We start from the raw sequence: 22962 nt of genomic DNA on the forward strand, positions 1-22962 counted from the left end.
CCGCGGCATCAGGACCGGCGCGCCATCACCGCCAGATAGAACCCGTCGCCCGCGTCGATGGGCGTCCATGACCGGTCCTGGACCAGCGCAAAGCCGGGATGACGCGACAGGAAACCATGAACCTGATCGTCGTTTTCGTCATCCAGCAGCGAACAGGTCATATAGGCCAGATGACCGCCCGGCCGAACCATGGGCGCGACCTGGTCCAGGATCTGGGCCTGCACTTCGGTCAGGCGGACCAGCTGATCCTGCGTCAGCCGCCATTTCGCGTCGGGCGTGCGCCGCCATGTGCCGGTGCCCGAACAGGGCACATCCGCCACGACCAGATCATAGCTGCCTTCGGGCTTGCGCAGGATGCGCACGGGGACGCCCGCACGCTCGGCCCGTTCGGGCAGGTCGCCCATGCGGGCGGGCAAGGCATCATGCGCCTCGTATCGGGCCTTGGGTTCACGTGCGGCCAGCGCCAAGGTCTTGCCACCCCCGCCTGCACAGTAATCCAGCACCCGGTCATCGGCCCGCAGGGGCAGCGCGGCGCAGGCCAGCTGCGGCGACAGGTCCTGAAGCTCGATCCCGCCATCGCGATAAAGCGCCGAACGCGCGACTGCTCGTTCATTGCCCGTCACCTGCAGCGCCGTGGGAAGGTCGTCGGCGCGACGGGTGGGAATATCCTCGGATTGCAGCAGATCGACGGCGCTGTCGGGGTGGACACGCTGCGGATTGACCCGCAACCAGACCGGTGCGCGATCAGCCATCAGTGCCGCGACCTGCCCGGCCTGATCCCCAAGCGAGGCGTGCCAGCGCGGCCTGATCCAATCGGGCAGATCGTCGGGCAAGGTGGCGGGCGCGACATGGTCACGCTCGGCCTGGGTCAGGGGAGCGGGGGAATGCCCCTCGCCCGAGAAAAGCGCGGCGATATCCATGTCATGTCGGCGGGCATGGCCGATCATCAGTCCGCGACCGTCAAGCGACCCGCCCAAGGCCGCCAGACTGTCGCGCTGACGCAGCGCCCCGAAGACCAGATCGCGCAACCTGGCCCGGTCGCCCGATCCGGCAAAGCGGCTGCCCCGCGACCAGCGCAGCAGCGCCTGTTCCGCCGGCATCCCGGCCAGCACCTGGTCCAGAACCGTGATCGCGGCGGCAACCCGTGCGCCGGGCGTCACGTCACCGGCCCGTTTTGGGAAAATTCCTTGTGCATCTGTCACCCCCTTGCGGCCTGCCCGGCCCGAACGGCCTTCGGCCTAGCACGGTCGAAACCATGCGCTCAAGCGGGGGGCGGCCGCAAGCGGGTCCCCGCGTCAGGATTGCGTGATACGCGGGGACGTGACCGTCAGAAGGCCTGCGGCCTGACGCGCGCGAAGGGCAACCAGGCCAGCAGCGGCACCGGCACCAGCGCGACCAGATGGACCAACCCCGGCACATCCCGGATCGCCGCCTGCCGCAACAGGTATCGCGCCATCGCCAGACTGTCCGAAGGCGGGCGGGCGATGACCCCTTCCAGATAGTCGCGGCCGAAATCCCACAAGGGCGCCATCGCAGCCCCCCTCAGCAGCGCCGCGATCATCGCCAGCAGCAGCGGATAGAGCATCAACCCCGCCAATCCCAGCAAGGCCGCCCCGATGATCTTGGCTCCCAGCACGATGTTATAGGCGACGCTGGCCTTGCGCAGCACCGGCGACACCGCCAGCACGTCGCCCCAGGATGCGTCGAACCATTCCGTGCCGATGGTATCGGCCTGGCGACCGCGCAGGGCACGGTGAAAGGCGCCTTCGATGGTGCGGGCGCGGCGGTCATGGATGACGAATTCGATGATCGGCTTTTCGGGAAAGGCGGTCGCCTGTTCGGCCACCCGCGACAGGCCCCGGCTGGAATATCCTATCTTGATGCGTCGCGGGTGGCTGGGAAAGCGATAGCCATAGACGATGTTGGGATTGGTCGGCGATCCGACGATGACGGTCCGGGACAGGTCGAAGCTGCCGCGCACGGTCCGAAGTTGCTTGCCTTTGATGCCCAAGAACGGGTTCCTTTGTCTGCCGGACCCGTGCACCGAGCCTTCTGCTGGCCGGATCGTTCCGAAACGTATCAGGAACCACCCCTAGCCTTTTGAACCGAATTAGGAAAAAGCGCCGATTTGCGCAAGAACAAATGGTTAACACCGGCGCGATTCACGCAATCGTTTTTTCGAACACTCTGCAACCGCGCCTGCGCGGCCGCGTTGGGGGCCCAAGTTCACCGTTCACGGATAAGGAACACCATGACCCATCACACCACGCCCATCCCCGGCCAGCTTGCCCCCCTGATCGAGGCCCATAACCACGAAGGTAACGCATTTGCCCTGCCGGCCACGCCCGACAATAAGATGACGGCCATCTTCTTCTATCGCGGTATCCACTGCCCGATTTGCAAGAAACAGATAGAGGAGCTGGCGCGGCGTCAGGGCGAATTCCGCGATCTGGGTGTCGATGTGGCGGCCATTTCGATGGATGAACGCGAACGTTTCGATCGCCAGCAGCAGGAATGGGACCTGGGCGATCTGCATGTCGGGCATGCCCTGTCGGAGGATGCGGCGCGTGCTTGGGGGCTGTTCATTTCGGACAAGGAAAAGGATGCCGAACCTGTGCGCTTTGCCGAACCGGGCATTGCGGTCCTTTATCCCGACGGGCGGATCTATTCGCTTTATCTGCAGAACGTGCCCTTCGCGCGTCCGACCGTCGACGACCTGCTGTCGGGGCTGAAATTCATTCTGGAAAACGACTATCCCATTCGCGGGAGGGCATGACGCGAAAAGGGGGCCACAGCGGGCCCCCTTTTCCATTCCGGTCAGGTTGCGGTCACCGCGCGGCGGGACCATCGGGCACCAGCGCCTCCTCGGCGGCCTCGGGCAGGTTGCCGTTCAGTGCTGCGTTCAGCTGATCGCGGTCCAGCGCCCCTTCCCACCGGCTGACGACAACGGTCGCGACGGCATTGCCGATGAAGTTGGTGATCGACCGGCATTCCGACATGAAGCGGTCGACGCCCAGGATCAGCGCCATTCCCGCCACAGGCACCGTCGGCACCACCGACAGCGTCGCGGCCAGCGTAATGAAGCCCGCCCCGGTGACACCCGCTGCGCCCTTCGATGACAGCATCGCCACCAGAAGCAGCAGGATCTGCTGTTGCAGCGACAGATCCGTGTTCGTCGCCTGCGCGATGAACAACGCTGCCAGCGTCATGTAGATGTTGGTGCCGTCCAGGTTGAAGGAATAGCCGGTCGGCACGACCAGGCCTACGACGGGACGCGCGCAGCCTGCCCGCTCCATCTTTTCCATCAGCGAAGGCAGCGCGGATTCAGAGGAGGACGTGCCCAGCACCAGCAGGATCTCGGTCCGCAGATAGGCGATCAGCTTGAAGATCGAAAACCCGTTCAGCAGGCAGACCGTGCCCAGGATCACGACGATGAACAGCGCCGAGGTCAGATAGAAGGTGCCGACCAGCGCCGCCAGGTTGGCGACGGCGCTGATGCCGTATTTACCGATGGTGAAGGCGAAGGCCCCGAAGGCGCCGATGGGGGCGGCCTTCATCAGGATGTCGACGACGCGGAAGATCGCCAGGCTGGCGCTTTCGAAGACGGCCAGAACCGGCTTGGCCTTGTCGCCGATCAGGATCATCGAGATGCCGAACAGGATCGCCACGAACAGCACCTGCAGGATGTTGCCCTCGACAAAGGCCGAAACCAGCGTGCTGGGGATGATGTCCATAACAAAGCCGGTCAGCGATGTTTCATGCGCCTTTTCGGCATAGCCCGTGACCGCGCTGGCATCCAGCGTGGCGGGGTCGATGTTCATGCCGCTGCCCGGCTGGACCACGTTGGCCACGATCAGCCCAACGATCAGCGCCAGCGTGGAGAAGGTCAGGAAATAGGCGAAGGCCTTGCCCACGACCGAACCGACGCCCCGCAGGCTGCCCATGCCGGCCAGGCCCGTCACGATGGTCAGAAAGATCACCGGCGCGATGATCATCTTGACCAGCTTGATGAAGCCGTCGCCCAGGGGCTTCAGCGCCTCGCCGGTCTGGGGGAAGAAATGCCCGACCAGCGCGCCGCAGATGATGGCGGTCACGACCTGGAAATAGAGATGGGCATAGAAGGGTTTGTGGGTCGGCGCATGGGGCTGCGCGGATGGATCCAACTGCATGGGGTCTCCTCCTACCTTTGCATGTGTCAGGAATATGGCGGGCAGGATAAGGATTGCGGGACGGTTCCGAAGGGCGGCGTTGCATGACAGCAATGCATTGAAAACATGGCTTTCCTGCCGCCGAAGGGGTCGTTTCCTGTGTGGTTTCCCACACGATCCGCATCTGCTAGTGTCGGAAAGGAAACACCGGGCCGCCGCGCCCCATCAAGGCCCACGCCCATGTCCGTCACCGCCCGACACGCCGATTCGGCCAGCCCGCCCTTCCGCCGCTCCGTCGTCATCGCTCTGTCGATCCTGCTGATGCTGACGGTTCCCCTGGCGACCTGGCATCTGACCGAACGGGCCGCAGTGGCGCGCCTGACGCAAGCGGCCTTGGCAACCGCCCAGACACGGGCCCTGGCGCTGGACAGCATCCTCGACCGACAGCGTGCCGTCGCGATGGTCCTCTCAGTTGATCAGCAGGTCGTGGCGACCCTGCGTGCGGGACGCCTGTCCGACGCGGATGTGTCGGCCAAGCTGGACCTGCTGCGCGAGGAAACCCAAAGCAGCGTGATCTATCTGATGGACGCGTCGGGGCGCACGGTCGCGGCATCGAACTGGGACCGGCCCGAAAGCTTCGTGGGGCATGATTATGGGTTCCGCGACTATTTCCAGCAGGCGATCCGGCAAGGCACCGGCCAGGAATATGCGCTTGGCACCGTCAGTGGTCGGCACGGGCTGTATCTGGCCCATGATATCCGCGACACGGGCCGTCCCATCGGGGTCATCGTCGTCAAGATCGAGTTCGACCAGCTGGAAAGCGCATGGGCCCGCGACAGCGACGCGACCTTTGTTCTGGGCGATGACGACCGGGTGCTGATCACCAGCAGGCCCCGGCTGAGGTTCCAGCCCCTGCCGCCTTCGCGCGGTCTGGTGACGACGCGCGTGCCCCTGCGCCGCAGCGACTGGCGGCTGGTGGTGCAGACGCCCACCGCAGGCGCACGGCGCATTGCAGGGTTGGCTGCGGGGACCGCCCTGCTGGTCGTTCTGCTGGGCGGCATCGTCGCCGCGCTGACCGCCGCCCGGATGCGCCGCGCCGCCCGGCAGGCCCGCGCGCAGGCCGCCTATCGCGCCGATCTTGAAAACGCCGTCCAGGCCCGCACCCGCGCCCTTTCGGACGAGATGCGAGAACGCAAGGCCGCCGAACAGCGCCTGATCCGCCTGCAATCGGACCTTGTGCAGGCCAACAAGCTGGCGACCCTGGGCCAGATCACCGCCGGCGTCGCGCATGAGCTGAACCAGCCCTTGGCCACCATCCGCCTGCTGGCGGAAAACGGCCGCGCGCTGCTGCCCGCGCAGGCGACGCAGGCCACAGGCGACAACCTGACGCGCATCATCGGCATGACCGACCGCATCGCCGTCATCACCGACCGCCTGCGCGGGTTTTCTCGCAAGGCGACGGGGACGCTGCAGCCCGTGTCGCTGGACCAGGCCATCCAGGCCTCGCTGATGCTGACGGCCAGCCGCAGAAGGGCAAGCGCGATGCGGTTCGACCTGCCGGAATTGCCCGACGACCTGTACGTGCGGGCGGAATCCGTGCGCCTGGAACAGATCCTTGTCAACCTGCTGACCAACGCCCATGACGCCCAAGAGGATTGCGCCGACCCCTGGATCCGGCTGGCGGCCAACTGGGACGCCGATGCCGTCACCCTGACCATCACCGATAACGGGCCGGGTCTGGATGCCGAAGGGGCCGCGCGCCTGTTCACGCCCTTTGCCACCGACAAGCCCCAGGGCATGGGGCTGGGTCTGGTCATCTCGCGCGATATCGCCCGCGATTTCGGGGGCGATCTGACCTTGGACCCCACCAGCCCCGGCCAGGGCGCCACCTTCCGCCTGACCCTGAGGAGAGCCTGATGCCCCCCGCCCCCTGCATCTGCCTCATCGACGACGATGACGACCTGCGCGCGGCCTTGGCGCAGATGCTGACCATCGCAGGCATCGCGGTGCAGGATTTCGCGAATGCGGCTTCGGCGCTGGCCATGCTGACGCCCGATTTCGACGGCGCGGTCCTGTCGGATGTGCGCATGCCGGGCATGGACGGATTGCAGCTGTTTGAGCGCCTGCACAACATGGATGCAGATCTGCCGGTGATCCTGCTGACGGGGCATGGCGATGTCCAGATGGCGGTTCGCGCCCTGCATGCAGGGGCCTATGATTTCCTGACCAAGCCCGTCGCCGCGGACGTGCTGACCGCCGCGCTGCGCCGTGCGCTGTCGTCGCGGCGGCTGGTGCTGGAAAACCGCCGCCTGCGGCAGGCCCAGACCGATGCCGCGCTGGCCCATCCGCCGCTGATGGGCGACAGCCCCGCCATGCAGCAGCTGCGCGACAGCCTGATGCGGGTGGCCGACGCCCAGAGCGATGCCCTGATCACCGGCCCCGGCGGGGCGGGCAAGTCGCTGGTCGCGCGGGCCATCCACAGGCAGGGTCCCCGGCGCGCCAAGCCCTTCGTGACGCTGGATTGCGCGACCCTGACGCCCGACCGGATCGACGCCACCCTGCTGGGCCAGGATGGCGGACCGCAGGCGCGCCATGCCCGCGCGCCGGGCCTGCTGGAAAAGGCCCATCGCGGCATCCTGTGCCTGGACGATGTCGCCGCCCTGCCGCAGATCGCGCAGACGCGCCTCCTGAAGTTGGTCGAGGCGGCGGAATTCTGGCCCGCCGGCGCCGCCGCCCCGCGGCCCTTGGACCTGCAGATCATCGCCACCGCCGAAACCGCGTCGCAGGGCGATCTGCATCCGGGCCTGTATTACCGCCTGTCGCGCGCCATCGTCACAGTCCCGCCCCTGTCCGAGCGCATGCAGGACATCCCCGCGCTGTTCCGCCATTTCCTGCAATCGGCCGCCGACCGCCTGTCACGCAGCGCGCCGCCGATGACGGATCTGGCGCTGGCCCATCTGGCCGCGCATCGCTGGCCCGGAAACCTGCGGGAATTGCAGGCCTTTGCGGAGCATCACCTGCTGGGGCTGGATCAGGATGCCGCGAACCCGGTCCCTGCCCGCCCCCCGCTGGCCCAGATGGTTGCCACCTATGAGGCGGCGCTGATCCGCGACACTCTGCGCGACTGCCAGGGTCACGCCACACAGGCGATGGAGATGCTGGGCCTGCCCCGCAAAACCTTCTATGACAAGCTGAGCCGGCACGGCATCAAACCCGCCAGCTATCGCGACCCGTCCTGAGGGGCGGGATCGGCGCCTGCCCCCGTCACGCTGCCAACGAAAAGAAAGGCGTGCGCAGGATGTGCCTGACGGCTGATTCTAAGAATCGGAAAAGTATATCGATTCAATCAGTTGAGAACTGGCTGCTTGATCGCGACAAGGAATAGCCTGCGCAAGAAAACAATAAATTGCGCAGAAGTAAACCTTTGCTAAGTCAGGGGGATTTCTCATGATCTGGCCAAGATTAGAGTAAACTTATACTGTTTTAGAATGAGTCTCTTAGGTCATGTTAACAAATGGCGCACCCAAAGGCGCATCGATGTGATGTCGATGAAGCAAGGAGGCTCTCCGCGGTCTTGTCATAACAGGTGGCAACACGGCGAGCGTTCTTCAGCTTGTTGAAGCATCGTTCGACCAGGTTGCGCAGGCGGTAGAGTGATCGGTCCCCGCCAATCAGCTTTTTGCGGGACTTGCGCATCGAAATGACCAGCAGGACATCCCGTTGGTCCATAATTTTCCGAATGCTGTCAGCGTCATGGCCTCGGTCGGCCAGCTGGACACTCGGTGTCGGCAGATTGTCGGCCATGACCAGATCGAAGCCGAGATAATCGGAAGTTTGCCCCACAGTGATCTCGGTCCTCATGGGCAGCCCTGCTGCATTCACGAGGAGATGGATCTTGGTCGTAAAGCCGCCACGCGAACGGCCAAACCCGGAGCGGTTCACCCGAGATCATCAAAAACATTCGCTCTGGGAAAATGGCACGGGTGGGCAAGTATCTGCAGCGGTCGGGGTTTGCTTCGGTTCTGGTGAACCTTGGGCATGTCGGACAGGGAGGCGAAGCAATTTCGCTGGATGCCTTTGCCTATTCGCAAGGGCTACCGCCAAGCGAACTTCTGAGCTTTGTCCGTCGCAATGGCTTGTCATGCCAGCAAATGCGCGGACCAAGAGGCGGGGCGCAGCTGCGGATGAACGCGACCGACCGTGAGGCATTCCACGATCGCTTTATCAGTTTTCACACTGTGGGGGTTACAGCGCGTCTGGGGTGGAGCGAGCTTCAGGAGCGGCTTGATGCCGACAGGATACAGCCGGCAGGCGGCAGCAAGAGGATCTATTCCCGTGCCGAGGTCAGCCATCTGCTTTCCTGAATCCACGATCCACGTTGATTTTTCTTGACGCCCTTGCGCACGCTATTGCTTCCGTTTGCGCATGCATCCCCTTTCTTTGGCAGCAGCCTGATATGATCACATCTTGCAGGGTCGGCCCGCGACATAGGTCTGTGCCACCGCACGGTCGTCGCCCATGATCTGCAGGATGAACAATTCCTCGGCCAGGGTCTGGGCACGTTCCATGCGCAAGTCCATCGCAGGCGTTGCGCGGGCATCCAGCACCACCAGATCGGCGGCCGATCCGGGCCGAAGCGTGCCGATGCTGTCTTCCATGCCAAGGGCCATGGCGTTGCCGCGCGTCGCCCAGTGGAAGGCCGACAAGGGATGCAGCTTCTGACCGCGCATCTGCAGGATCTTGTAGCCCTCGTTCAGGGTCTGCAGCATGGAATAACTGGTGCCGCCGCCCACATCCGTCGCGATGCCGCTGACGATACCCGCCTCGCGCAGTCCTGCCTCGTCAAAGAGACCCGATCCCAGGAACAGGTTCGAGGTCGGACAGAAGATCGCGCGGCTGCCGGTTTCGGCCATCCGCGCAATTTCGCGCGGGTGCAGGTGGATCGAATGACCCAGCAGCAGCCTGTCGGACAGCAGTCCGTGCTGTTCATAGATATCCAGGTAATCTCGCGCCTGGGGATAGAGGGACAGGGTAAAGTCGATCTCGTCGCGGTTTTCGGACAGATGGGTCTGGACGTGGCAATTGGGATGTTCAGCTGCCAGCTGCCCGGTCATGGCCAGCTGTTCCGGCGTCGAGGTGATCGCGAAGCGCGGCGTGATGGCATAGCGCTGTCGCCCCTTTCCGTGCCAATCGCGGATCAGGGCCTTGGTGTCGTCATAGCCCTGTTGCGCGGTGTCCAGCACCGCATTGGGGGCATTACGATCCATCATCACCTTGCCCGCGACCATCGCCATGTCGCGGTCATGGGCGGCAGTGAACAGGGCCTCGGCGCTGGTCTTGTGGCTGGAACAGAAGGCGACCGCCGTCGTCGTTCCATGCGCGGTCAGCTGATCCAGGAACAGCCCCGCCATGCGGGTGGCATGGTCGGGATCGGCAAAGCGCGCCTCTTCGGGGAAGGTATAGGTGTTCAGCCAGTCCAGCAGCTGCGCGCCCCAGCTGGCGATCACCTGCAACTGCGGGAAATGGATATGCGGGTCGATGAAGCCCGGCAGGATCAAATGCGGGCGGTGGTCTGTTTCGGGCAGGTCGGGACGCGCCAGATCGGCGTGATCGCCGACGGCGACGATCTTGCCGCCCTCTACGATGATCGCGCCGTCTTCCCAATAGCGGTGGTTGTCCTGCGTTTCGGCGGGATCGGCATGAAAGTCGAGGACGCGGCCCCGGATCAGATGTTGCATGGGTATTTTTTCAAAGAAGAAACTGCGGTGAGCCTGCCGATCAGTTCGGCGGCGGTGAAGGCGGCGATGACCTCGGGGCGCTTGTCTTGGGACAGGCCCGCGCCGATGGGGCAGACCAGCCGCGACGTGTCGATGCCCTTGGCAAAGCGAGTGAACTGGGCACGCTTGGTCGCGCTGCCGATCATGCCGACATAGGCCAGATCAGGACGCGAGAGCGCTTCGGCGGCCAGCAGGAAATCCAGCGCGTGATCATGGGTCAGGATGACCACCGCCGTGCCGGCCCGCGCATCGCGGATCAGGGTTTCGGGCAGCGGGGTCAGGTGGGTGGCAATGCCCGCGGCGGCCAAGGCCAGTTCCTCGGGTCGCTGGTCAATCAGGGTGGCATTGACCGGCAGCGGCTGCAGCGCCAGCGCCAGGGCACGCCCGACATGGCCCGCGCCAAAGATCAGCGCGTCAGGATGATCCTGCGGCGTCGGGCCGTGGCGGTCCAGTTCCAGAACGACCCGCCCACCGCAGCATTGGCCGATTTCCGGCCCAAGAGGGATGTCCAAGCGGTCCAGGTCCAACCCCTGCGACAGCATCGCCCGTGCGCGGTCGATGGCCATGTATTCCAGCTGCCCCCCGCCGATAGTCCCCTGCACGCTGTCGAAGCCGACGAACATCTCGGCCCCGGCATCGCGCGGAGTGGAGCCGCGGGCCGATATGACGCGGATGCGGATCATCCGCGCAGCCGGTCCACCGCCATCAGCACGCGTTCGGGCGTGGCGGGCGCGTCGAGGCGGGCCGGTTCGCGGTAATCGGCCATGGACGCCACGGCCATGTTGATCGCCTCGAAGACACTGATCCCCAGCATGAAGGGCGGCTCACCCACGGCCTTGGAGCGTTTGATGGTGCGTTCGGCAGCCTCGGACCACTCGACCAGCTTGACGTTGAAGACACGCGGGCGGTCGCTGGCCAAAGGCACCTTGTAGGTCGAGGGCGCATGGGTGCGCAGGCGGCCCTTGTCGTCCCACCACAGCTCCTCGGTCGTCAGCCAGCCGGTGCCCTGGACGAAGGCGCCCTCGACCTGGCCCTTATCGATGGCGGGGTTCAGGCTGCGGCCGACGTCATGCAGCACATCGGTCCGGTCGATGACATATTCGCCGGTCAGCGTGTCCACCGACACCTCGGAGACCGCGGCGCCATAGGCATAGTAATAGAACGGCCTGCCCCGCCCGGTCGACCGGTCCCAATGGATCTTGGGCGTCTTGTAGTGACCCGCAGCCGACAGGTTCACCCGTGCCATATAGGCGGCGGCAATCACCTCGGTGAAGGGGATGGCGGTATCGCCCGCCATGACGTGGTTCGGCACGAACTGCACCGCATCGGGGGCCACCTGCCAGCGTTCGGCGACGAATGCCACCAGCCTTGCCTTGATCTGGTCGGCCGCGTCCAGCGCCGCCATCCCGTTCAGGTCGGTCCCAGACGACGCCGCCGTGGCCGAGGTGTTGGGCACCTTTTCCGTCGTCGTTTTCGTGATCTTGACGCGGGCGATGTCGCATTGGAACGCCTCGGCCACGACCTGCGCGACCTTGATGTTCAGGCCCTGCCCCATCTCGGTCCCGCCGTGGTTCAGCATGATCGAGCCGTCGGAATAGACATGGATCAGCGCGCCCGCCTGGTTGAACCAGGTGGCGGTGAAGCTGATGCCGAACTTGACCGGTGTCAGCGCGATGCCCTTGCGGATGACGCCGCCCTTTGCGTTCCAGTCCAGCACTGCCTGACGCCGGGCCTGGTAATCGCTGCCCGCTTCCAGTTCGTCCAGGATGCGTGGCAGGATCTGGTCGTTGACCTCCTGGTGATAGGGGGTCAGCTGGCCGTTTTCATAAAGGTTCGCGCGCCGGATCTCCAACGGGTCGCGACCAAGGGCATAGGCGATCTCCTCGATCATGCGTTCGGCCACGATCACACCCTGCGGGCCGCCAAATCCGCGAAAGGCGGTGTTGCTGACTGTGTTCGTCTTCATCGGATGGCTGCTGACGCGCACATCGGGATAGAAATAGGCGTTGTCGGCGTGAAACAGCGCCCGGTCCGTCACCGGCCCCGACAGGTCCGACGAAAAGCCGCAACGCGCGTACCAGTCGCCCTGCACGGCGCGGATCTTGCCCGTGTCATCGAAACCGACTTCGTAATCGACCACGAAATCGTGGCGCTTGCCGGTGGCGATCATGTCGTCATCGCGGTCGGGGCGGATTTTCACCGCCCGTTTCCACCGCCGGGCGGCGATCGCGGCCACGCAGGCGAACAGGTTCATCTGCGTTTCCTTGCCCCCGAAACCGCCCCCCATGCGGCGTACGTTCACGATCACCGAATGGCTGGGCACCTTCAGGGCATGGGCGACCATGTGCTGCACTTCGGACGGGTGCTGGGTCGAGACGTTGATGGTCATGTCATCGTCTTCGCCCGGCACGGCCATGGCAATCTGGCCTTCCAGATAGAAGTGATCCTGTCCCCCGATGGCAAAGCGCCCGCTGATCCGGCGCGGCGCGGCGGCCATGCCCTGATCGGCGTCGCCCCGGCGCAGGGTCAGGGGTTCGGTGACATAGCCCCTGCCCGCGTCACGCGCGGCAATCGGGTCCAGCGCGTGGGGCAAGGCGTCATAGGTGATCTGCGCCTTGTGCGCGGCACGGCGGGCCTGATCGCGGGTTTCGGCGATGACCGCAAAGACCGGCTGGCCCCAGAAATGGACGGTCTCTTCGGCAAAGATAGGGTCGTCCTTCTTGCCATTGGCCGAGACGTCGTTGATGCCCGGAATGTCCTTGGCCGTCAGCACGCCGATGACACCGGGATCGGCCAGCGTCTTGCTGAAATCCATGGCGGTGATCGTACCATGGGCGCATTGCGACAGGCCCAGATAGGCATGGACCAGGCCGTGCGGCTCGTTCAGGTCGTCGGTATATTCGGCGCGGCCCGTCACATGCTTGGCGGCGCTGTCATGGGCGGTGTCCTGATGGGCCTGCCCGCGAAGGATGGTATCGTCTTTCATGGTCAAGCCCCCAGCGTTTCGGTCAGGCGGACCGGCAGGCCCGGTTCGGATTGTTCCAACCAGAAGCGGCGGAACAGGTTCTGCGCCACGCGGGCGCGATAATCGGCGCTGGCCCGCATGTCCGACATGGGCGTGAAATCATCGGCGACGGCGCAGGCGGCGGCCTCGAAGGTCGCCTGCGCCATGGGCTGGCCCTGCAGGGCGGCCTCGGCCCGGGCAGCGCGCTTGGGCGTTGCCGCCATGCCACCAAAGGCCACACGGGCGTTCTGGATGATGCCGTCCCGCACCGTCAGGCAAAAGCCCGCGGCGACCGCCGTGATGTCGCTGTCGCGCCGCTTGCTGACCTTGTATGCGGCGACGATGGCGTCCGGGCGCGTGGGGATGATGACGGTCTCGACGAACTCACCCTGCTGGCGGTCCTGCTTGCCGTAATCCATGAAGAAATCCTGCAGCGGCAGTTCACGGCGCACATCGCCACGGCGCAGCACGATCCGCGCCCCAAGCGCGATCAGCAGTGGCGGCGTGTCCCCGATGGGCGACCCGTTGGCAATGTTCGCCCCGATCGTGCCCATGTTGCGCACCTGCCAGCCGCCGATCCGCAGCCAATAATCATAAGCTGCCGGGATGTGCTGGCGGATCAGCGGCGCAACCTCGGAATAGGTGACGCCTGCACCGATATGCAGTTCGCCATCAACCATTTGCATCGACTTCATCAGGTGACCGATGAAGATGGCGGGGCTGATGTCGCGCATGAATTTCGTGACCCACAAGCCCACATCCGTGGCCCCTGCGACCAGCGTCGCCTTGGGTTCGTCCAGCAGCACCCGCGCCAGGTCGTCCACATCGGCAGGAATGATCGCGCGGTCGCCATCGCGGTCCAGATCGACGCGCCCCGCAGGCATCGCAGCCAAGCGTTCGGCCACGGCATTGCGTTCCCGCATCAGCGCATCGGCGGCCTGCCCGCCCGCGCGACCGGCGGCAAGGGCGGCGGTGATGATCGGCTCGTACCCCGTGCAGCGGCAGATATTGCCCTGCAGCGCGATCTCGATATCGGTGGCCGTCGCATCGGGTTTGGTCATCCACAGCCCGTAAAGCGCCATGACGATGCCCGGCGTGCAAAAGCCGCATTGGCTGCCGTGATGTTCGACCATGGCGGCCTGGACCGGGTGCAGGCCGCCATCGGGTCCCTGCAGATGTTCGACCGTCACCACATGGCAGCCGTGGCAGGACGCCAGCAGCCGGATGCAGGCGTTGATCGGTTCATAGACCAGACCGCCTTTCGTCGGGCGACCCAGCAGCACGGTGCAGGCACCGCAATCACCCTCGGCGCAGCCTTCCTTGGTGCCGGTCAGGCGACGGGCGATGCGCAGATGATCCAGCAGCGTGTCCGATGCGCCGACCTGCGACAGGGCGACTTCCTGGTCATTCAGCAGAAAACGCAGCTGGGTGGTCATGGTGTTCCTTCCTGGCGGTCCTGTTGCCGGGCAGTTTATGCGGGAAAAGGGGATTGCGAAATTGGCCCGGACGTAGAAGACTTTACATGAAACGTTGAAAGCCAGCCACCATCATGTCCTATCTGGAAAGCCTGCGGGTGTTCGTCCGCGTGGTCGAACTGGGGTCCATCACCGCCGGAGGCAGGGATTTGCGCCTGTCCCCGGCCGTCGCGTCGAATCGTATCAAGGATCTTGAAAATCGCTTCGGGCTGCGCCTGCTGAACCGCACCACGCGCAAGCTGACCACGACCGAGGTGGGGCGCGCCTTCTATGACCATGCCCGCCGCGTGATCGAGACCCTGGACGAGGCCGAGGCGCTGGTCAGCAGCTTTTCGGGCAAGCCGCAGGGGGTGATCCGCCTGACGGCGCCATTGGGGTTGGGGCGCAGGCTGGTCGCGCCGCTGATCCCGGCCTTCTGCCATGACAATCCCGGCGTCGAATTCCGCCTGCGCCTGTCGGATCGCAGCGTCAACATCGTCGAAGACGCCATCGACCTGGCCTTTTTCCTAGGCGAACCGGCGGACTCGGCGCTGAAATGGCGCAAGATCGCCGATTGCCCCCGCGTGCTGGTCGCATCCCCCGGGTATCTGGCCGAACGCGGCACGCCGCAGATCCCCGACGACCTGTCGGGGCATAACTGTCTGTTGCTGCGCTATCCGCGCAGTCCGGAATATTTCTGGACGCTGACGACCGATGACGGGCCACGCAAGATGATGGTCTCGGGGCGGTTCGACACGGATGACGGCGATGTGCTGACATCCTGGGCGCTGGATGGCCACGGCATCGCCAACCGCCCCGAATACGAGGTGACGCAGGCCCTGCGCGACGGGCAGTTGGTCCGCCTGCTGCCGGACACGCCGCCCCTGCCCGCCCAGTTCGGTTGCCTTGCGCCGCATCGGCGTCTGCAGGACCCCAAGGTCCGCATGTTCGCCGATTTCGCGGTCAAGGAGCTGAGACCGGCCTTTCAGCCGGTCAGCCGAACACCCGTCTGAAGGCCGGGATCCGCGCCAGGATCAGACGGTCGATCGCGATGGCCCCCGCCATCGCCACGCCCGCCATGGGAAACGCGACGCCGATCACGCAGGCCAGCACCACTGCGCCGCGCCACAGCGGCATGTCGGCGGGCATGGGCGGCGGCGCCAGGCGCCATTGGCCCACCGGGCGCCGTTTCCACCACAGGACCACCCCGGACGCGCACAGAAAGATTACCGCCAGACAGAAGACGGTATTGGCCAGCACGCTCCAAAGGCCAAGAGTGCCCATATGCAGCGCAATGCCCACGGCCATGGCCTTACCCGCCCAGGAATAATCCGCAAACCCCACATCGGCCAGAATGCGACCCGTATATTGGTCGACATGGACGGTTCGGTCGGTGGTGGGCGACAGGCTGTCCGAGTTCATGGAATCGCGGGTCAGCGTCCAGACACCGGTATCACCCTTGGGCAGGATCAGCTGATAGCGTCCGTCGAACCCGATTTGGCGGGCCAGGGCATCGACGCTGTCGATGGTTACCGGCTGACCTTCGGCAATGCCAACGGCCCCCGCCGCCGATCCCGATGCAGGCAACGGGGTCTGTTCCAGCGCCCAGGTCACCTGCTTGGGGCCGTCATTCCGGCTGCCATGGGTGGCATCCGACAAAGGCACGGAGTCCCATTTGGCGGCGGGAAAGGTCGACCAGGCCTGCGTCAGCTTTTCACCCCAGACCCCCGACCAGGCCAATCCGGACACCAGAAAGAACATCAGCACGACCGAGATCCAGATCCCGACGACGCCATGCAGCGACCGCCACAGCGCCCTCCCGCGTGCCGCAAGGTTCGGGATCAGCGCCCGCACGATTCCCCCCTGTCGTGGCCACCACAAGTAAAGCCCCGTGGCCAACAGCACGACCCCAAGCGAGGCCGCGATTTCAAGCATCCGGTCCCCCGTCACGCCCAGCAGCAGCGAGGAATGGATGCCGTCCGCTGAATTGTACCAGCCGGCCTGGCGGGGAAAGCTGGTCACAACTTGGGCGGTATAGGGATCGACGGCGACGGTCTGTGGGCCATCGGGGCCATCGATGCGAAAGATCGCGGCCAGACCGGGGGCGCGCGGTGCCACGTATTGCACCGGCAGGCCGTCGGGAACCGAGGCGATGGCCACCGCCGCCTGCAGGTTCAGGCTGGTCGTCTGACCCTGCGGCGTCACCCGGATGCGTTCGCCGTCGCGCCCGTCCAGATGGGCGATCCACAGCATCATCATGCCGGTCACGGCCAGCACCAGGAAGAACGGCACGACGAACAGCCCGGCATAGAAATGCCAGCGCCACGCGGCCCGATAAAGCTTGGCGCTGCGATTGGCGGCCATCAGGGGGGCAGCGGTCATGATGACACCGCAAGGGCGCGGGCTGCGCCGGGGGCCGACAGGGCGGCCGGATCGAATACAGTCATGGAAATTGTCCTGTTGCATGGCAATGGCCATGCGGTTTCGCATTGTCAGATGAACGAGCGAGCTGTCAGACGCGCGGGGGCGCGCGTGCGAAACCTTTAGGGGGCAGCGACAGGGGTTGCCACAGGTCGGCGGCAAGGCTGGGACGGATGCGGCCGGACAGTCGGACCCACGACGCCTCGGCAGGCGCCAAGGCCCCGACCAGCGCATGCACCAGCAGGCAGGCATGGTCATGGTCGGGTGCCGCGTCATGCCCCTGCACGGGATCGGCAAGCGGGACCTCGACCAGCCCATGGCCGGTGCAGATCACCACCGCGCGGTCGTCGATCACGCCGATATCGGCCAGCGCCGCCGTGGATTTCGGCAGCACCACCCCAAGGATGACCCCCAGCAGCAGGACAAGGCGGACAGCGCGGAACATGGCCGATGAACTACCGCGCGGCAGGCCACGTGTTAAGCGAAAAGATGGTTACAGCCCCGCCATGCCGAAGGCGCCGACCTTGCGGAACCAGCGGATGATCTGGCGACGCTCGTCATCCTCCATTCCGGTGATGTTGGCGGGGGGCATGGCGTCGGTCAAACCTGCTTGGACATAGACCTGCTGGGCCGCCCGCGCGATGTCGGCGGGCGTTTCCAGAAACAGCCCGCGCGGGGCGTGGTGGATACCCTCCCACACGGGTTCGCGGGCATGACACATGGAACAGCGGCCCATGACGGTCTGCGCCACGTCATCAAAGCCCTCGGCCTGGGCAAAACGTTCCTCGGACGCGGTCAGGGGGCGGGCCATCGCCTCGTCATAGCTTTCCTGGTTCAGCCCAAGCGCCGAGAGCCACATGATGGCCACGAACAGCATGGTCGTCACCGCCCATGTCCACCACTGATACCCTTTGCGGGCATGCATGGTGTTGAAGAAATGCCGGATGGTCACGCCCATCAGGAAGATCAGCGCCGCGATCAGCCAGTTGTATTCGCTGGCGAAGGCCAGCGGATAGTGGTTCGACAGCATCAGGAAGATGACCGGCAGCGTCAGATAGTTGTTATGCGTGGACCGCAGCTTGGCGATCTTGCCGTATTTCGGGTCCGGCGCGCGTCCGGCCTTCAGGTCGGCGACAACGATGCGCTGGTTCGGCATGATGATCAGAAAGACGTTGGCCGTCATGATGGTGGCGGTGAAGGCCCCCAGATGCAGCAGCGCCGCGCGCCCGGTGAAGACCTGGTCATAACCCCAGCCCATGACCACCAGTGCGGCGAACAGCAGCAGCATCAACACCGTCGGACGCTGGCCCAGGGGCGATTTGCACAGCCCGTCATAGATCAGCCAGCCGATGGCCAGCGAACCGCCCGACACCAGGATTGCCTGCCAGATGGCCAGATCAGCCTTGGCCGGATCGATCAGGAACAGGTTCGCCCCCGCCCAATAGGTGACCATCAGCAATGCCGCCCCCGACAACCAGGTCGAATAGCTTTCCCATTTGAACCAGGTCAGATGCTCGGGCATGCGTTCAGGGGCGACCAGGTATTTCTGGACGTGATAGAAGCCGCCTCCATGGACCTGCCATTCCTCTCCGTGCGCGCCTTTCGGCATGCCGGGGGCCTTTTGCAGGCCCAGATCCAGCGCAATGAAATAGAAGGACGACCCGATCCAGGCTATCGCGGTGATGACATGGGTCCAGCGGACGGCAAAGGCCAGCCACTCCCACAAAATGACGGTATCGGGGATCATCTCAGCTGCCCCTGTAGGTCGAATAGCCGAAGGGAGAGATCAGCAAAGGCACGTGGTAATGGTCCTGCTGCGACATGCCGAAACGGATCGGGATGACGTCCAGAAAGCGCGGGCTTTCGGGCGGGATGCCCGCGGCGTCCATCCAGTCGCCCGCATGAAATTCCAGCTCATAGCTGCCGGTGGCGAACTGGTCCTGGGGCAGGATCTGGCTGTCGGTGCGCCCGTCATCATTGGTGACCAGACGCGCAATTTCCTGGCGCGCGCCCCCTTGCAGGCGGAACAGGACCACCGTCATGCCGCGGGCCGGCTGGCCGCGGGCTGTGTCCAGAACATGGGTGGTCAGGTAACCCGGCATCGTGATCCTCCGCTGATTATGCTTGGTTTGTTGATAACCGATCCTTCCTTGCGCGCGAGAGGGGCCGCGCGCAAGGCAGTCTTAAAATTTCGTGCATAATCGGCCCTCAGTGATCGGCCAGCTTGCCCGCGGCGCGCAGTTCATCTTCATCCGCCGCGGGGGCGCCGTTATAAAACCAGTTCAGCAGCACCGCGCTGATCGCCGCCAGCAGGATGCCCGAATGCACCAGCGGGTGGATGGCGTGGGGCAGCCATTGCTTGAAATCGGGGGCGACCACCGGGATCATCGCCATGCCGATGCTAATCGCCACGACAAACAGGTTGTGCCGGTTGCCCGCGAAATCGACCCGCGACAAGATTCGCACGCCCGTGGCCGCGACCATGCCGAACATCACCAGACCCGCGCCGCCCAGGACCGTGGTCGGCAGGCTTTCGACCAGCGCGCCCATCTTGGGGATCAGGCCCAGCACGATCATGATGATGCCGCCCGCCACGCAGACAAAGCGCGACCGAACGCCCGTGACACCCACCAGCCCGACATTCTGGCTGAACGAGGTATAGGGGAAGGTGTTGAAGATGCCGCCCAGCATGGTGCCCAACCCGTCGGCCCGCAGGCCCGCGGCCAGCTGTTTCTGGGTGACGGGACGGGCGCACATCTCGGACAGGGCCAGGAACATGCCGGTGGATTCGATCATCACCACGATCATCACAAGCACCATGGTCAGGACCATCACCGGATCAAAGGTCGGCAGGCCGAAATGGAAGGGCGTGATCAGGGCGAACCACTGCGCCTCGGCCACGCGGTCGAAATGCATCATGCCCAGCATGGCCGCCGTGATGCCGCCCACCGCGATGCCGATCAGCACCGCGATGTTGGACAGGAACCCCGTCGCCAGGCGCGACACCAGCAGGATCGTGGCCAGCACCAGCGCCGCGATGGCAATGTTGCCGCCCGCCGCGTAAAGCGGGTTCGCCACCGTGGGCGCCAGACGCACGCCTTCGGGGACGCCCCCTGCGGCGATGGCCTGTTCCAGCCAAGCGGCCTGCGCGGGATCGACCAGCTTCGGCGCGGTGGGACCGACCTGCAGGCCGAAGATCCAGTTGATGCCGATGGGCATCAGGCTGATCCCGATGGCAAGGATCACCGTTCCCGTCACCACCGGCGGGAAAAACCGCAGCATGCGGCTGATGGCGGGGGCCAGCAGGATCGCGATCAGACCCGCCGCGATGATGGCGCCAAACAGGGCACGCGCACCATCGGCACCGGGGTTGCCGGCGGCAATGGCGACCATCGGTCCCACGGCGGCAAAGGTGACGCCCATCATGACAGGCAGCTTGATGCCGAAATACTGGGTGGCGCCCAAGCTCTGGATCAGGGTGGCGATGCCGCAGACGAACAGGTCGGCGGAAATCAGGAAGGCCACCTCGGCGGGCGACAGCTGCAGGGCGCGGCCCACGATCAGCGGCACGGCGATCGCGCCCGCATACATCACCAGCACATGCTGGAACCCAAGCGTAATCAGCTTGGGTGTCGGCAGGCGTTCATCCACCGGATGGACCCCGGCGTGCCCCGTCGTTTCAGTCATGTGATTGCCCCCTTGACTGCATGTCGTTCCAAGTCTTGCGCAAGGGCGCGGGGCACGAAAACGAATTTCACGCCCAAGCGCCCGCGAAAACCGCCATTGCCTGCATCCGGTGCAGCATGGCCCCGCCCGGAACCTGTGGATGCGCCCTCCCCGGCAAAGGAAAAGGCTAGCATTCGTCCCAGGGCCGCGCCATTTTTCTGGAAAATCCGCCCGCATCGTGAAAGAAGGCGAAAAGCGCAGCAAGTCCAGCACCTTGCGTTTTCCGCTGCCGCTTGCGGATTTTCGCGCCACGCGACATGCATTCTTAACGGAGCTTAAATCATGGCCGATCCGATGCGCCGCCGGGGCCGCCCCAAGAAAACGCAGCCCGAGGTCCCCGGCACCGTTCAGGCGCTGGACCGGGCGCTGGACCTGTTGGATCTCCTGGCATCCCGGTCGGGTCTGACCCTCAGCGAAATTGCCGATCAGGCGGGGCAGCCGCCATCGACCGTGCACCGCGTCCTGCATACCCTGGCGCAGCGCGGCATGGTGGAAAGCGATCCGACCACGCAGGCCTGGAATATTGGCCCGGCGACCTTTCGGTTGGGCTCGGCCTTTATGCGCAGGTCAGGTATCGTCGAACGCGCCCGCCCAATCCTGCGCACATTGATGGAACATACCGGCGAAACTGCGAACTTGGGCATCCTTCAGGGCAACCATGTGCTGTTCGTCAGCCAGGCCGAAACCCAGGAAACGATCCGCGCCTTCTTTCCGCCGGGAACGCGGTCGCCCTTGCATGCGTCGGGGATCGGCAAGGCGCTGCTGGCCTTCGGGCGTCCCGAAACGCTGGATGCGCTCTCCGCTTCGGGGCAACTGGAACGGTTCACCGACAAGACCCTGACCGATCCCGACCAACTCAGGGCCGATCTGGCCCGCATCCGCCATCGCGGTTTTTCCTTCGATGACGAGGAGAAGACCCGCGGCATGCGCTGCATCGCCGCCCCGGTCTTCGATCTGTCCGGAGAGGCGATGGCCGGCATCTCGGTCAGCGGGCCCACGCATCGGATCGGGTCGGAACACGTCAAGACGCTTGGCGCGGTGGTTGCGGCCGCAGCCGCATCGCTGACCGACGCGATGGGCGGCGCGGCCCAGTGACCGCGCCTGCCCCGATGGTCAGTGACCGCCGAAGAAGGCGTATTTGACCACGAACAGCGCGGCGATCACCCAGGTCGCCGCATGCACCTGCCGCGCGCGCCCCGTCAGCAGCTTGACCAGCGCATAGCTGATGAAACCGAAGGCCAGGCCGTTGGCGATGGAATAGGTGAAGGGCATGGCGATCGCGGTCAGGACCGCAGGCGCGGCCTCGGTCACGTCGTCCCAGTCGATCTCGGCCAGTTCGCGCAGCATCAGCGTGGCCACGTAAAGCAGCGCCGGCGCCGTGGCATAGGCCGGGACCGACCCGGCCAGCGGCGCAAAGAACATGGCCAACAGGAACAGCACGCCCACGACCACCGCCGTCAGTCCCGTACGACCGCCCGCCTGCACGCCCGATGCGCTTTCGACATAGGCCGTCGTCGATGACGTCCCCAAGAGCGACCCCGCCGTGATCGCGGTCGAATCGGCCATCAGCGCGCGCCCCAGATTGGGGTTGTCCTGCGTCGGGCCGTCATCCAGCAGCCCCGCGCGCTTGGCCACGCCGATCAGCGTGCCGGTGGCGTCGAAGACCTCGACCAGAACCATGACCAGCACGACCTGGAAGATGCCATAGGTCAGCGCGCCCATCACGTCCAGCTGCAGGAAGGTCGGCGCGACCGAGGGCGGCATCGAGATCACCCCGCCGAACTGGCTGACGCCCAAGGCGATGGCCGCCACGGTGATGACCAGAATGCCGATCAGGATCGACCCGGTGACCTTCAGCGCATCCAGCGCCACAATGATGAAGAACCCCGCGATGGTCAGCAATGTCCCCGTCACCGTCAGATCGCCCAAGGCCACCAGTGTCGCGGGGTTGGCCACGATCAGCCCCGACGATTTCATCGCGATGATCGCCAGGAACAGCCCGATCCCTGCGGCGATGGCGCTGCGCATGGATGCCGGGATGCCCGCGATCAGCCAGCTGCGGATGCCGGTGATGGTCAGGAACAGGAAGATGATCCCGCTGATGAAGACCGCGCCCAGCGCCTGCTGCCAAGAAAAGCCCATGGCGCCCACGACGGTGAAGGCGAAGAACGCGTTCAGCCCCATGCCGGGCGCCATGCCGATGGGCCAGTTCGCCCACAGCCCCATGACCAGCGACCCGACAGCCGCCGCAAGGCAGGTCGCCACGAAGACGGCGTCGCGGTCCATGCCGGTCGTGGACAGGATGTCGGGATTGACGAAGATGATATAGGCCATGGTCAGGAATGTGGTGATCCCTGCGATCACCTCGGTCCTGACGGTGCTGCCCTTGTGCGACAGCTTGAAAAAGCGTTCCATGTTTCCCCCTGGCGCGG

19 protein-coding genes and 1 pseudogene are annotated in these 22962 nt (G+C 65.1%); 6 read left to right on the forward strand and 14 right to left on the reverse strand.

Features of this window, described 5'->3' with window-relative positions; genetic code table 11:
- Positions 1-8: 8 nt before the first annotated feature.
- Positions 9-1160 (reverse strand): RsmB/NOP family class I SAM-dependent RNA methyltransferase, encoded by a 1152-nt coding sequence (locus tag DKT70_RS08225; protein WP_111558683.1) that lies wholly within the window; start codon positions 1158-1160, stop codon positions 9-11.
- Between the two features lie 167 nt (positions 1161-1327).
- A complete protein-coding gene (locus DKT70_RS08230; protein ID WP_158529976.1) occupies positions 1328-2011 on the reverse strand; it encodes a GIY-YIG nuclease family protein in 684 nt (227 codons plus the stop codon).
- 240 nt (positions 2012-2251) lie between these two features.
- Here DKT70_RS08230 and DKT70_RS08235 point away from each other — a divergent pair, with 240 nt between their 5' ends.
- Entirely contained in the window at positions 2252-2776 is a 525-nt protein-coding gene (locus DKT70_RS08235; protein ID WP_111558685.1) for a redoxin domain-containing protein, read from the forward strand.
- Between the two features lie 52 nt (positions 2777-2828).
- Here DKT70_RS08235 and DKT70_RS08240 read toward each other — a convergent pair whose 3' ends face one another.
- Entirely contained in the window at positions 2829-4169 is a 1341-nt protein-coding gene (locus DKT70_RS08240) for a dicarboxylate/amino acid:cation symporter (RefSeq protein ID WP_111558686.1), read from the reverse strand.
- Positions 4170-4388: 219 nt separating this feature from the next.
- Between DKT70_RS08240 and DKT70_RS08245 the strand changes: the two genes are divergently transcribed.
- Together DKT70_RS08245 and DKT70_RS08250 are read left to right on the forward strand one after the other, a co-directional pair.
- Positions 4389-6065 carry a sensor histidine kinase gene (locus DKT70_RS08245; RefSeq protein ID WP_111558687.1) on the forward strand — a complete coding sequence of 559 codons (1677 nt, stop codon included), beginning with the start codon at positions 4389-4391 and terminating at the stop codon, positions 6063-6065.
- Positions 6065-7387 (forward strand): sigma-54-dependent transcriptional regulator, encoded by a 1323-nt coding sequence (locus tag DKT70_RS08250; protein ID WP_111558688.1) that lies wholly within the window; start codon positions 6065-6067, stop codon positions 7385-7387. Before DKT70_RS08245 ends, DKT70_RS08250 begins: the two co-directional genes overlap by 1 nt.
- A 263-nt stretch (positions 7388-7650) precedes the next feature.
- Here DKT70_RS08250 and DKT70_RS08255 read toward each other — a convergent pair.
- Positions 7651-8084, reverse strand: a pseudogene (locus DKT70_RS08255) (IS5 family transposase); the annotation flags it as partial.
- A 47-nt stretch (positions 8085-8131) separates the two neighbouring features.
- Here DKT70_RS08255 and DKT70_RS17780 point away from each other — a divergent pair.
- Positions 8132-8512, forward strand: a complete 381-nt coding sequence (locus tag DKT70_RS17780; RefSeq protein ID WP_146612606.1) for a hypothetical protein — start codon at positions 8132-8134, stop codon at positions 8510-8512.
- Between the two features lie 96 nt (positions 8513-8608).
- Here the strand turns inward: DKT70_RS17780 and guaD are convergent, their stop codons facing one another.
- Genes guaD through xdhA form a run of 4 tightly spaced genes read right to left on the reverse strand, consistent with a single transcriptional unit; the run spans position 8609 to position 14365 of the window.
- Positions 8609-9886, reverse strand: coding sequence for a guanine deaminase (gene guaD, locus DKT70_RS08265; RefSeq protein ID WP_111558690.1), 1278 nt, complete (start codon positions 9884-9886; stop codon positions 8609-8611).
- Positions 9874-10608: a xanthine dehydrogenase accessory protein XdhC gene (gene xdhC, locus DKT70_RS08270; RefSeq protein ID WP_111558691.1), complete on the reverse strand. Its 735-nt coding sequence runs from the start codon at positions 10606-10608 to the stop codon at positions 9874-9876. The genes guaD and xdhC overlap by 13 nt, the downstream gene beginning before the upstream one ends.
- A complete protein-coding gene (gene xdhB / locus DKT70_RS08275; protein WP_111558692.1) occupies positions 10605-12911 on the reverse strand; it encodes a xanthine dehydrogenase molybdopterin binding subunit in 2307 nt (768 codons plus the stop codon). The genes xdhC and xdhB overlap by 4 nt, the downstream gene beginning before the upstream one ends.
- 2 nt (positions 12912-12913) lie before the next feature.
- On the reverse strand, positions 12914-14365 hold the full coding sequence (gene xdhA / locus DKT70_RS08280; RefSeq protein WP_111558693.1) for a xanthine dehydrogenase small subunit: 1452 nt from the start codon (positions 14363-14365) through the stop codon (positions 12914-12916).
- 113 nt (positions 14366-14478) lie between these two features.
- On the opposite strand from xdhA, the gene DKT70_RS08285 reads away from it, so the two are divergent.
- A complete protein-coding gene (locus DKT70_RS08285) occupies positions 14479-15396 on the forward strand; it encodes a LysR family transcriptional regulator (protein WP_111558694.1) in 918 nt (305 codons plus the stop codon).
- Here DKT70_RS08285 and DKT70_RS08290 read toward each other — a convergent pair.
- The 5 genes from DKT70_RS08290 to DKT70_RS08310 all read right to left on the reverse strand — a co-directional run bounded on the left by DKT70_RS08290 (position 15377) and on the right by DKT70_RS08310 (position 20491).
- Entirely contained in the window at positions 15377-16765 is a 1389-nt protein-coding gene (locus tag DKT70_RS08290) for a PepSY-associated TM helix domain-containing protein (RefSeq protein WP_111558812.1), read from the reverse strand. The genes DKT70_RS08285 and DKT70_RS08290 overlap by 20 nt on opposite strands.
- Positions 16766-16895: 130 nt before the next feature.
- On the reverse strand, positions 16896-17249 hold the full coding sequence (locus DKT70_RS08295) for a hypothetical protein (RefSeq protein ID WP_111558695.1): 354 nt from the start codon (positions 17247-17249) through the stop codon (positions 16896-16898).
- A gap of 48 nt (positions 17250-17297) precedes the next feature.
- Entirely contained in the window at positions 17298-18548 is a 1251-nt protein-coding gene (locus DKT70_RS08300; RefSeq protein ID WP_111558813.1) for a urate hydroxylase PuuD, read from the reverse strand.
- A gap of 4 nt (positions 18549-18552) precedes the next feature.
- Positions 18553-18906, reverse strand: a complete 354-nt coding sequence (gene uraH / locus DKT70_RS08305; RefSeq protein ID WP_111558696.1) for a hydroxyisourate hydrolase — start codon at positions 18904-18906, stop codon at positions 18553-18555.
- A 106-nt stretch (positions 18907-19012) separates the two neighbouring features.
- Positions 19013-20491 carry a nucleobase:cation symporter-2 family protein gene (locus DKT70_RS08310; RefSeq protein ID WP_111558697.1) on the reverse strand — a complete coding sequence of 493 codons (1479 nt, stop codon included), beginning with the start codon at positions 20489-20491 and terminating at the stop codon, positions 19013-19015.
- A gap of 321 nt (positions 20492-20812) precedes the next feature.
- Here DKT70_RS08310 and bhcR point away from each other — a divergent pair, with 321 nt between their 5' ends.
- Positions 20813-21625, forward strand: coding sequence for an HTH-type transcriptional regulator BhcR (gene bhcR, locus DKT70_RS08315; protein ID WP_111558698.1), 813 nt, complete (start codon positions 20813-20815; stop codon positions 21623-21625).
- 18 nt (positions 21626-21643) lie between these two features.
- On the opposite strand, the gene DKT70_RS08320 is transcribed toward bhcR, so the two are convergent.
- Positions 21644-22945: an NCS2 family permease gene (locus tag DKT70_RS08320; protein ID WP_111558699.1), complete on the reverse strand. Its 1302-nt coding sequence runs from the start codon at positions 22943-22945 to the stop codon at positions 21644-21646.
- Positions 22946-22962: the final 17 nt, after the last annotated feature.

The organism is Paracoccus sediminilitoris, assembly GCF_003259195.1.
GTDB lineage: Bacteria > Pseudomonadota > Alphaproteobacteria > Rhodobacterales > Rhodobacteraceae > Paracoccus > Paracoccus sediminilitoris.

Bases quoted from the DNA above. Each gene is read 5' to 3' on its own strand.
- DKT70_RS08235 (WP_111558685.1), top strand. From the start codon at position 2,252: ATGACCCATCACACCACGCCCATCCCCGGCCAGCTTGCCCCCCTGATC.
- DKT70_RS08240 (WP_111558686.1), bottom strand. From the start codon at position 4,169: ATGCAGTTGGATCCATCCGCGCAGCCCCATGCGCCGACCCACAAACCC.
- DKT70_RS08245 (WP_111558687.1), top strand. From the start codon at position 4,389: ATGTCCGTCACCGCCCGACACGCCGATTCGGCCAGCCCGCCCTTCCGC.
- DKT70_RS08250 (WP_111558688.1), top strand. From the start codon at position 6,065: ATGCCCCCCGCCCCCTGCATCTGCCTCATCGACGACGATGACGACCTG.
- guaD (WP_111558690.1), bottom strand. From the start codon at position 9,886: ATGCAACATCTGATCCGGGGCCGCGTCCTCGACTTTCATGCCGATCCC.
- xdhC (WP_111558691.1), bottom strand. From the start codon at position 10,608: ATGATCCGCATCCGCGTCATATCGGCCCGCGGCTCCACTCCGCGCGAT.
- xdhB (WP_111558692.1), bottom strand. From the start codon at position 12,911: ATGAAAGACGATACCATCCTTCGCGGGCAGGCCCATCAGGACACCGCC.
- xdhA (WP_111558693.1), bottom strand. From the start codon at position 14,365: ATGACCACCCAGCTGCGTTTTCTGCTGAATGACCAGGAAGTCGCCCTG.
- DKT70_RS08285 (WP_111558694.1), top strand. From the start codon at position 14,479: ATGTCCTATCTGGAAAGCCTGCGGGTGTTCGTCCGCGTGGTCGAACTG.
- DKT70_RS08290 (WP_111558812.1), bottom strand. From the start codon at position 16,765: ATGACCGCTGCCCCCCTGATGGCCGCCAATCGCAGCGCCAAGCTTTAT.
- DKT70_RS08295 (WP_111558695.1), bottom strand. From the start codon at position 17,249: ATGTTCCGCGCTGTCCGCCTTGTCCTGCTGCTGGGGGTCATCCTTGGG.
- uraH (WP_111558696.1), bottom strand. From the start codon at position 18,906: ATGCCGGGTTACCTGACCACCCATGTTCTGGACACAGCCCGCGGCCAG.
- DKT70_RS08310 (WP_111558697.1), bottom strand. From the start codon at position 20,491: ATGACTGAAACGACGGGGCACGCCGGGGTCCATCCGGTGGATGAACGC.
- bhcR (WP_111558698.1), top strand. From the start codon at position 20,813: ATGGCCGATCCGATGCGCCGCCGGGGCCGCCCCAAGAAAACGCAGCCC.
- DKT70_RS08320 (WP_111558699.1), bottom strand. From the start codon at position 22,945: ATGGAACGCTTTTTCAAGCTGTCGCACAAGGGCAGCACCGTCAGGACC.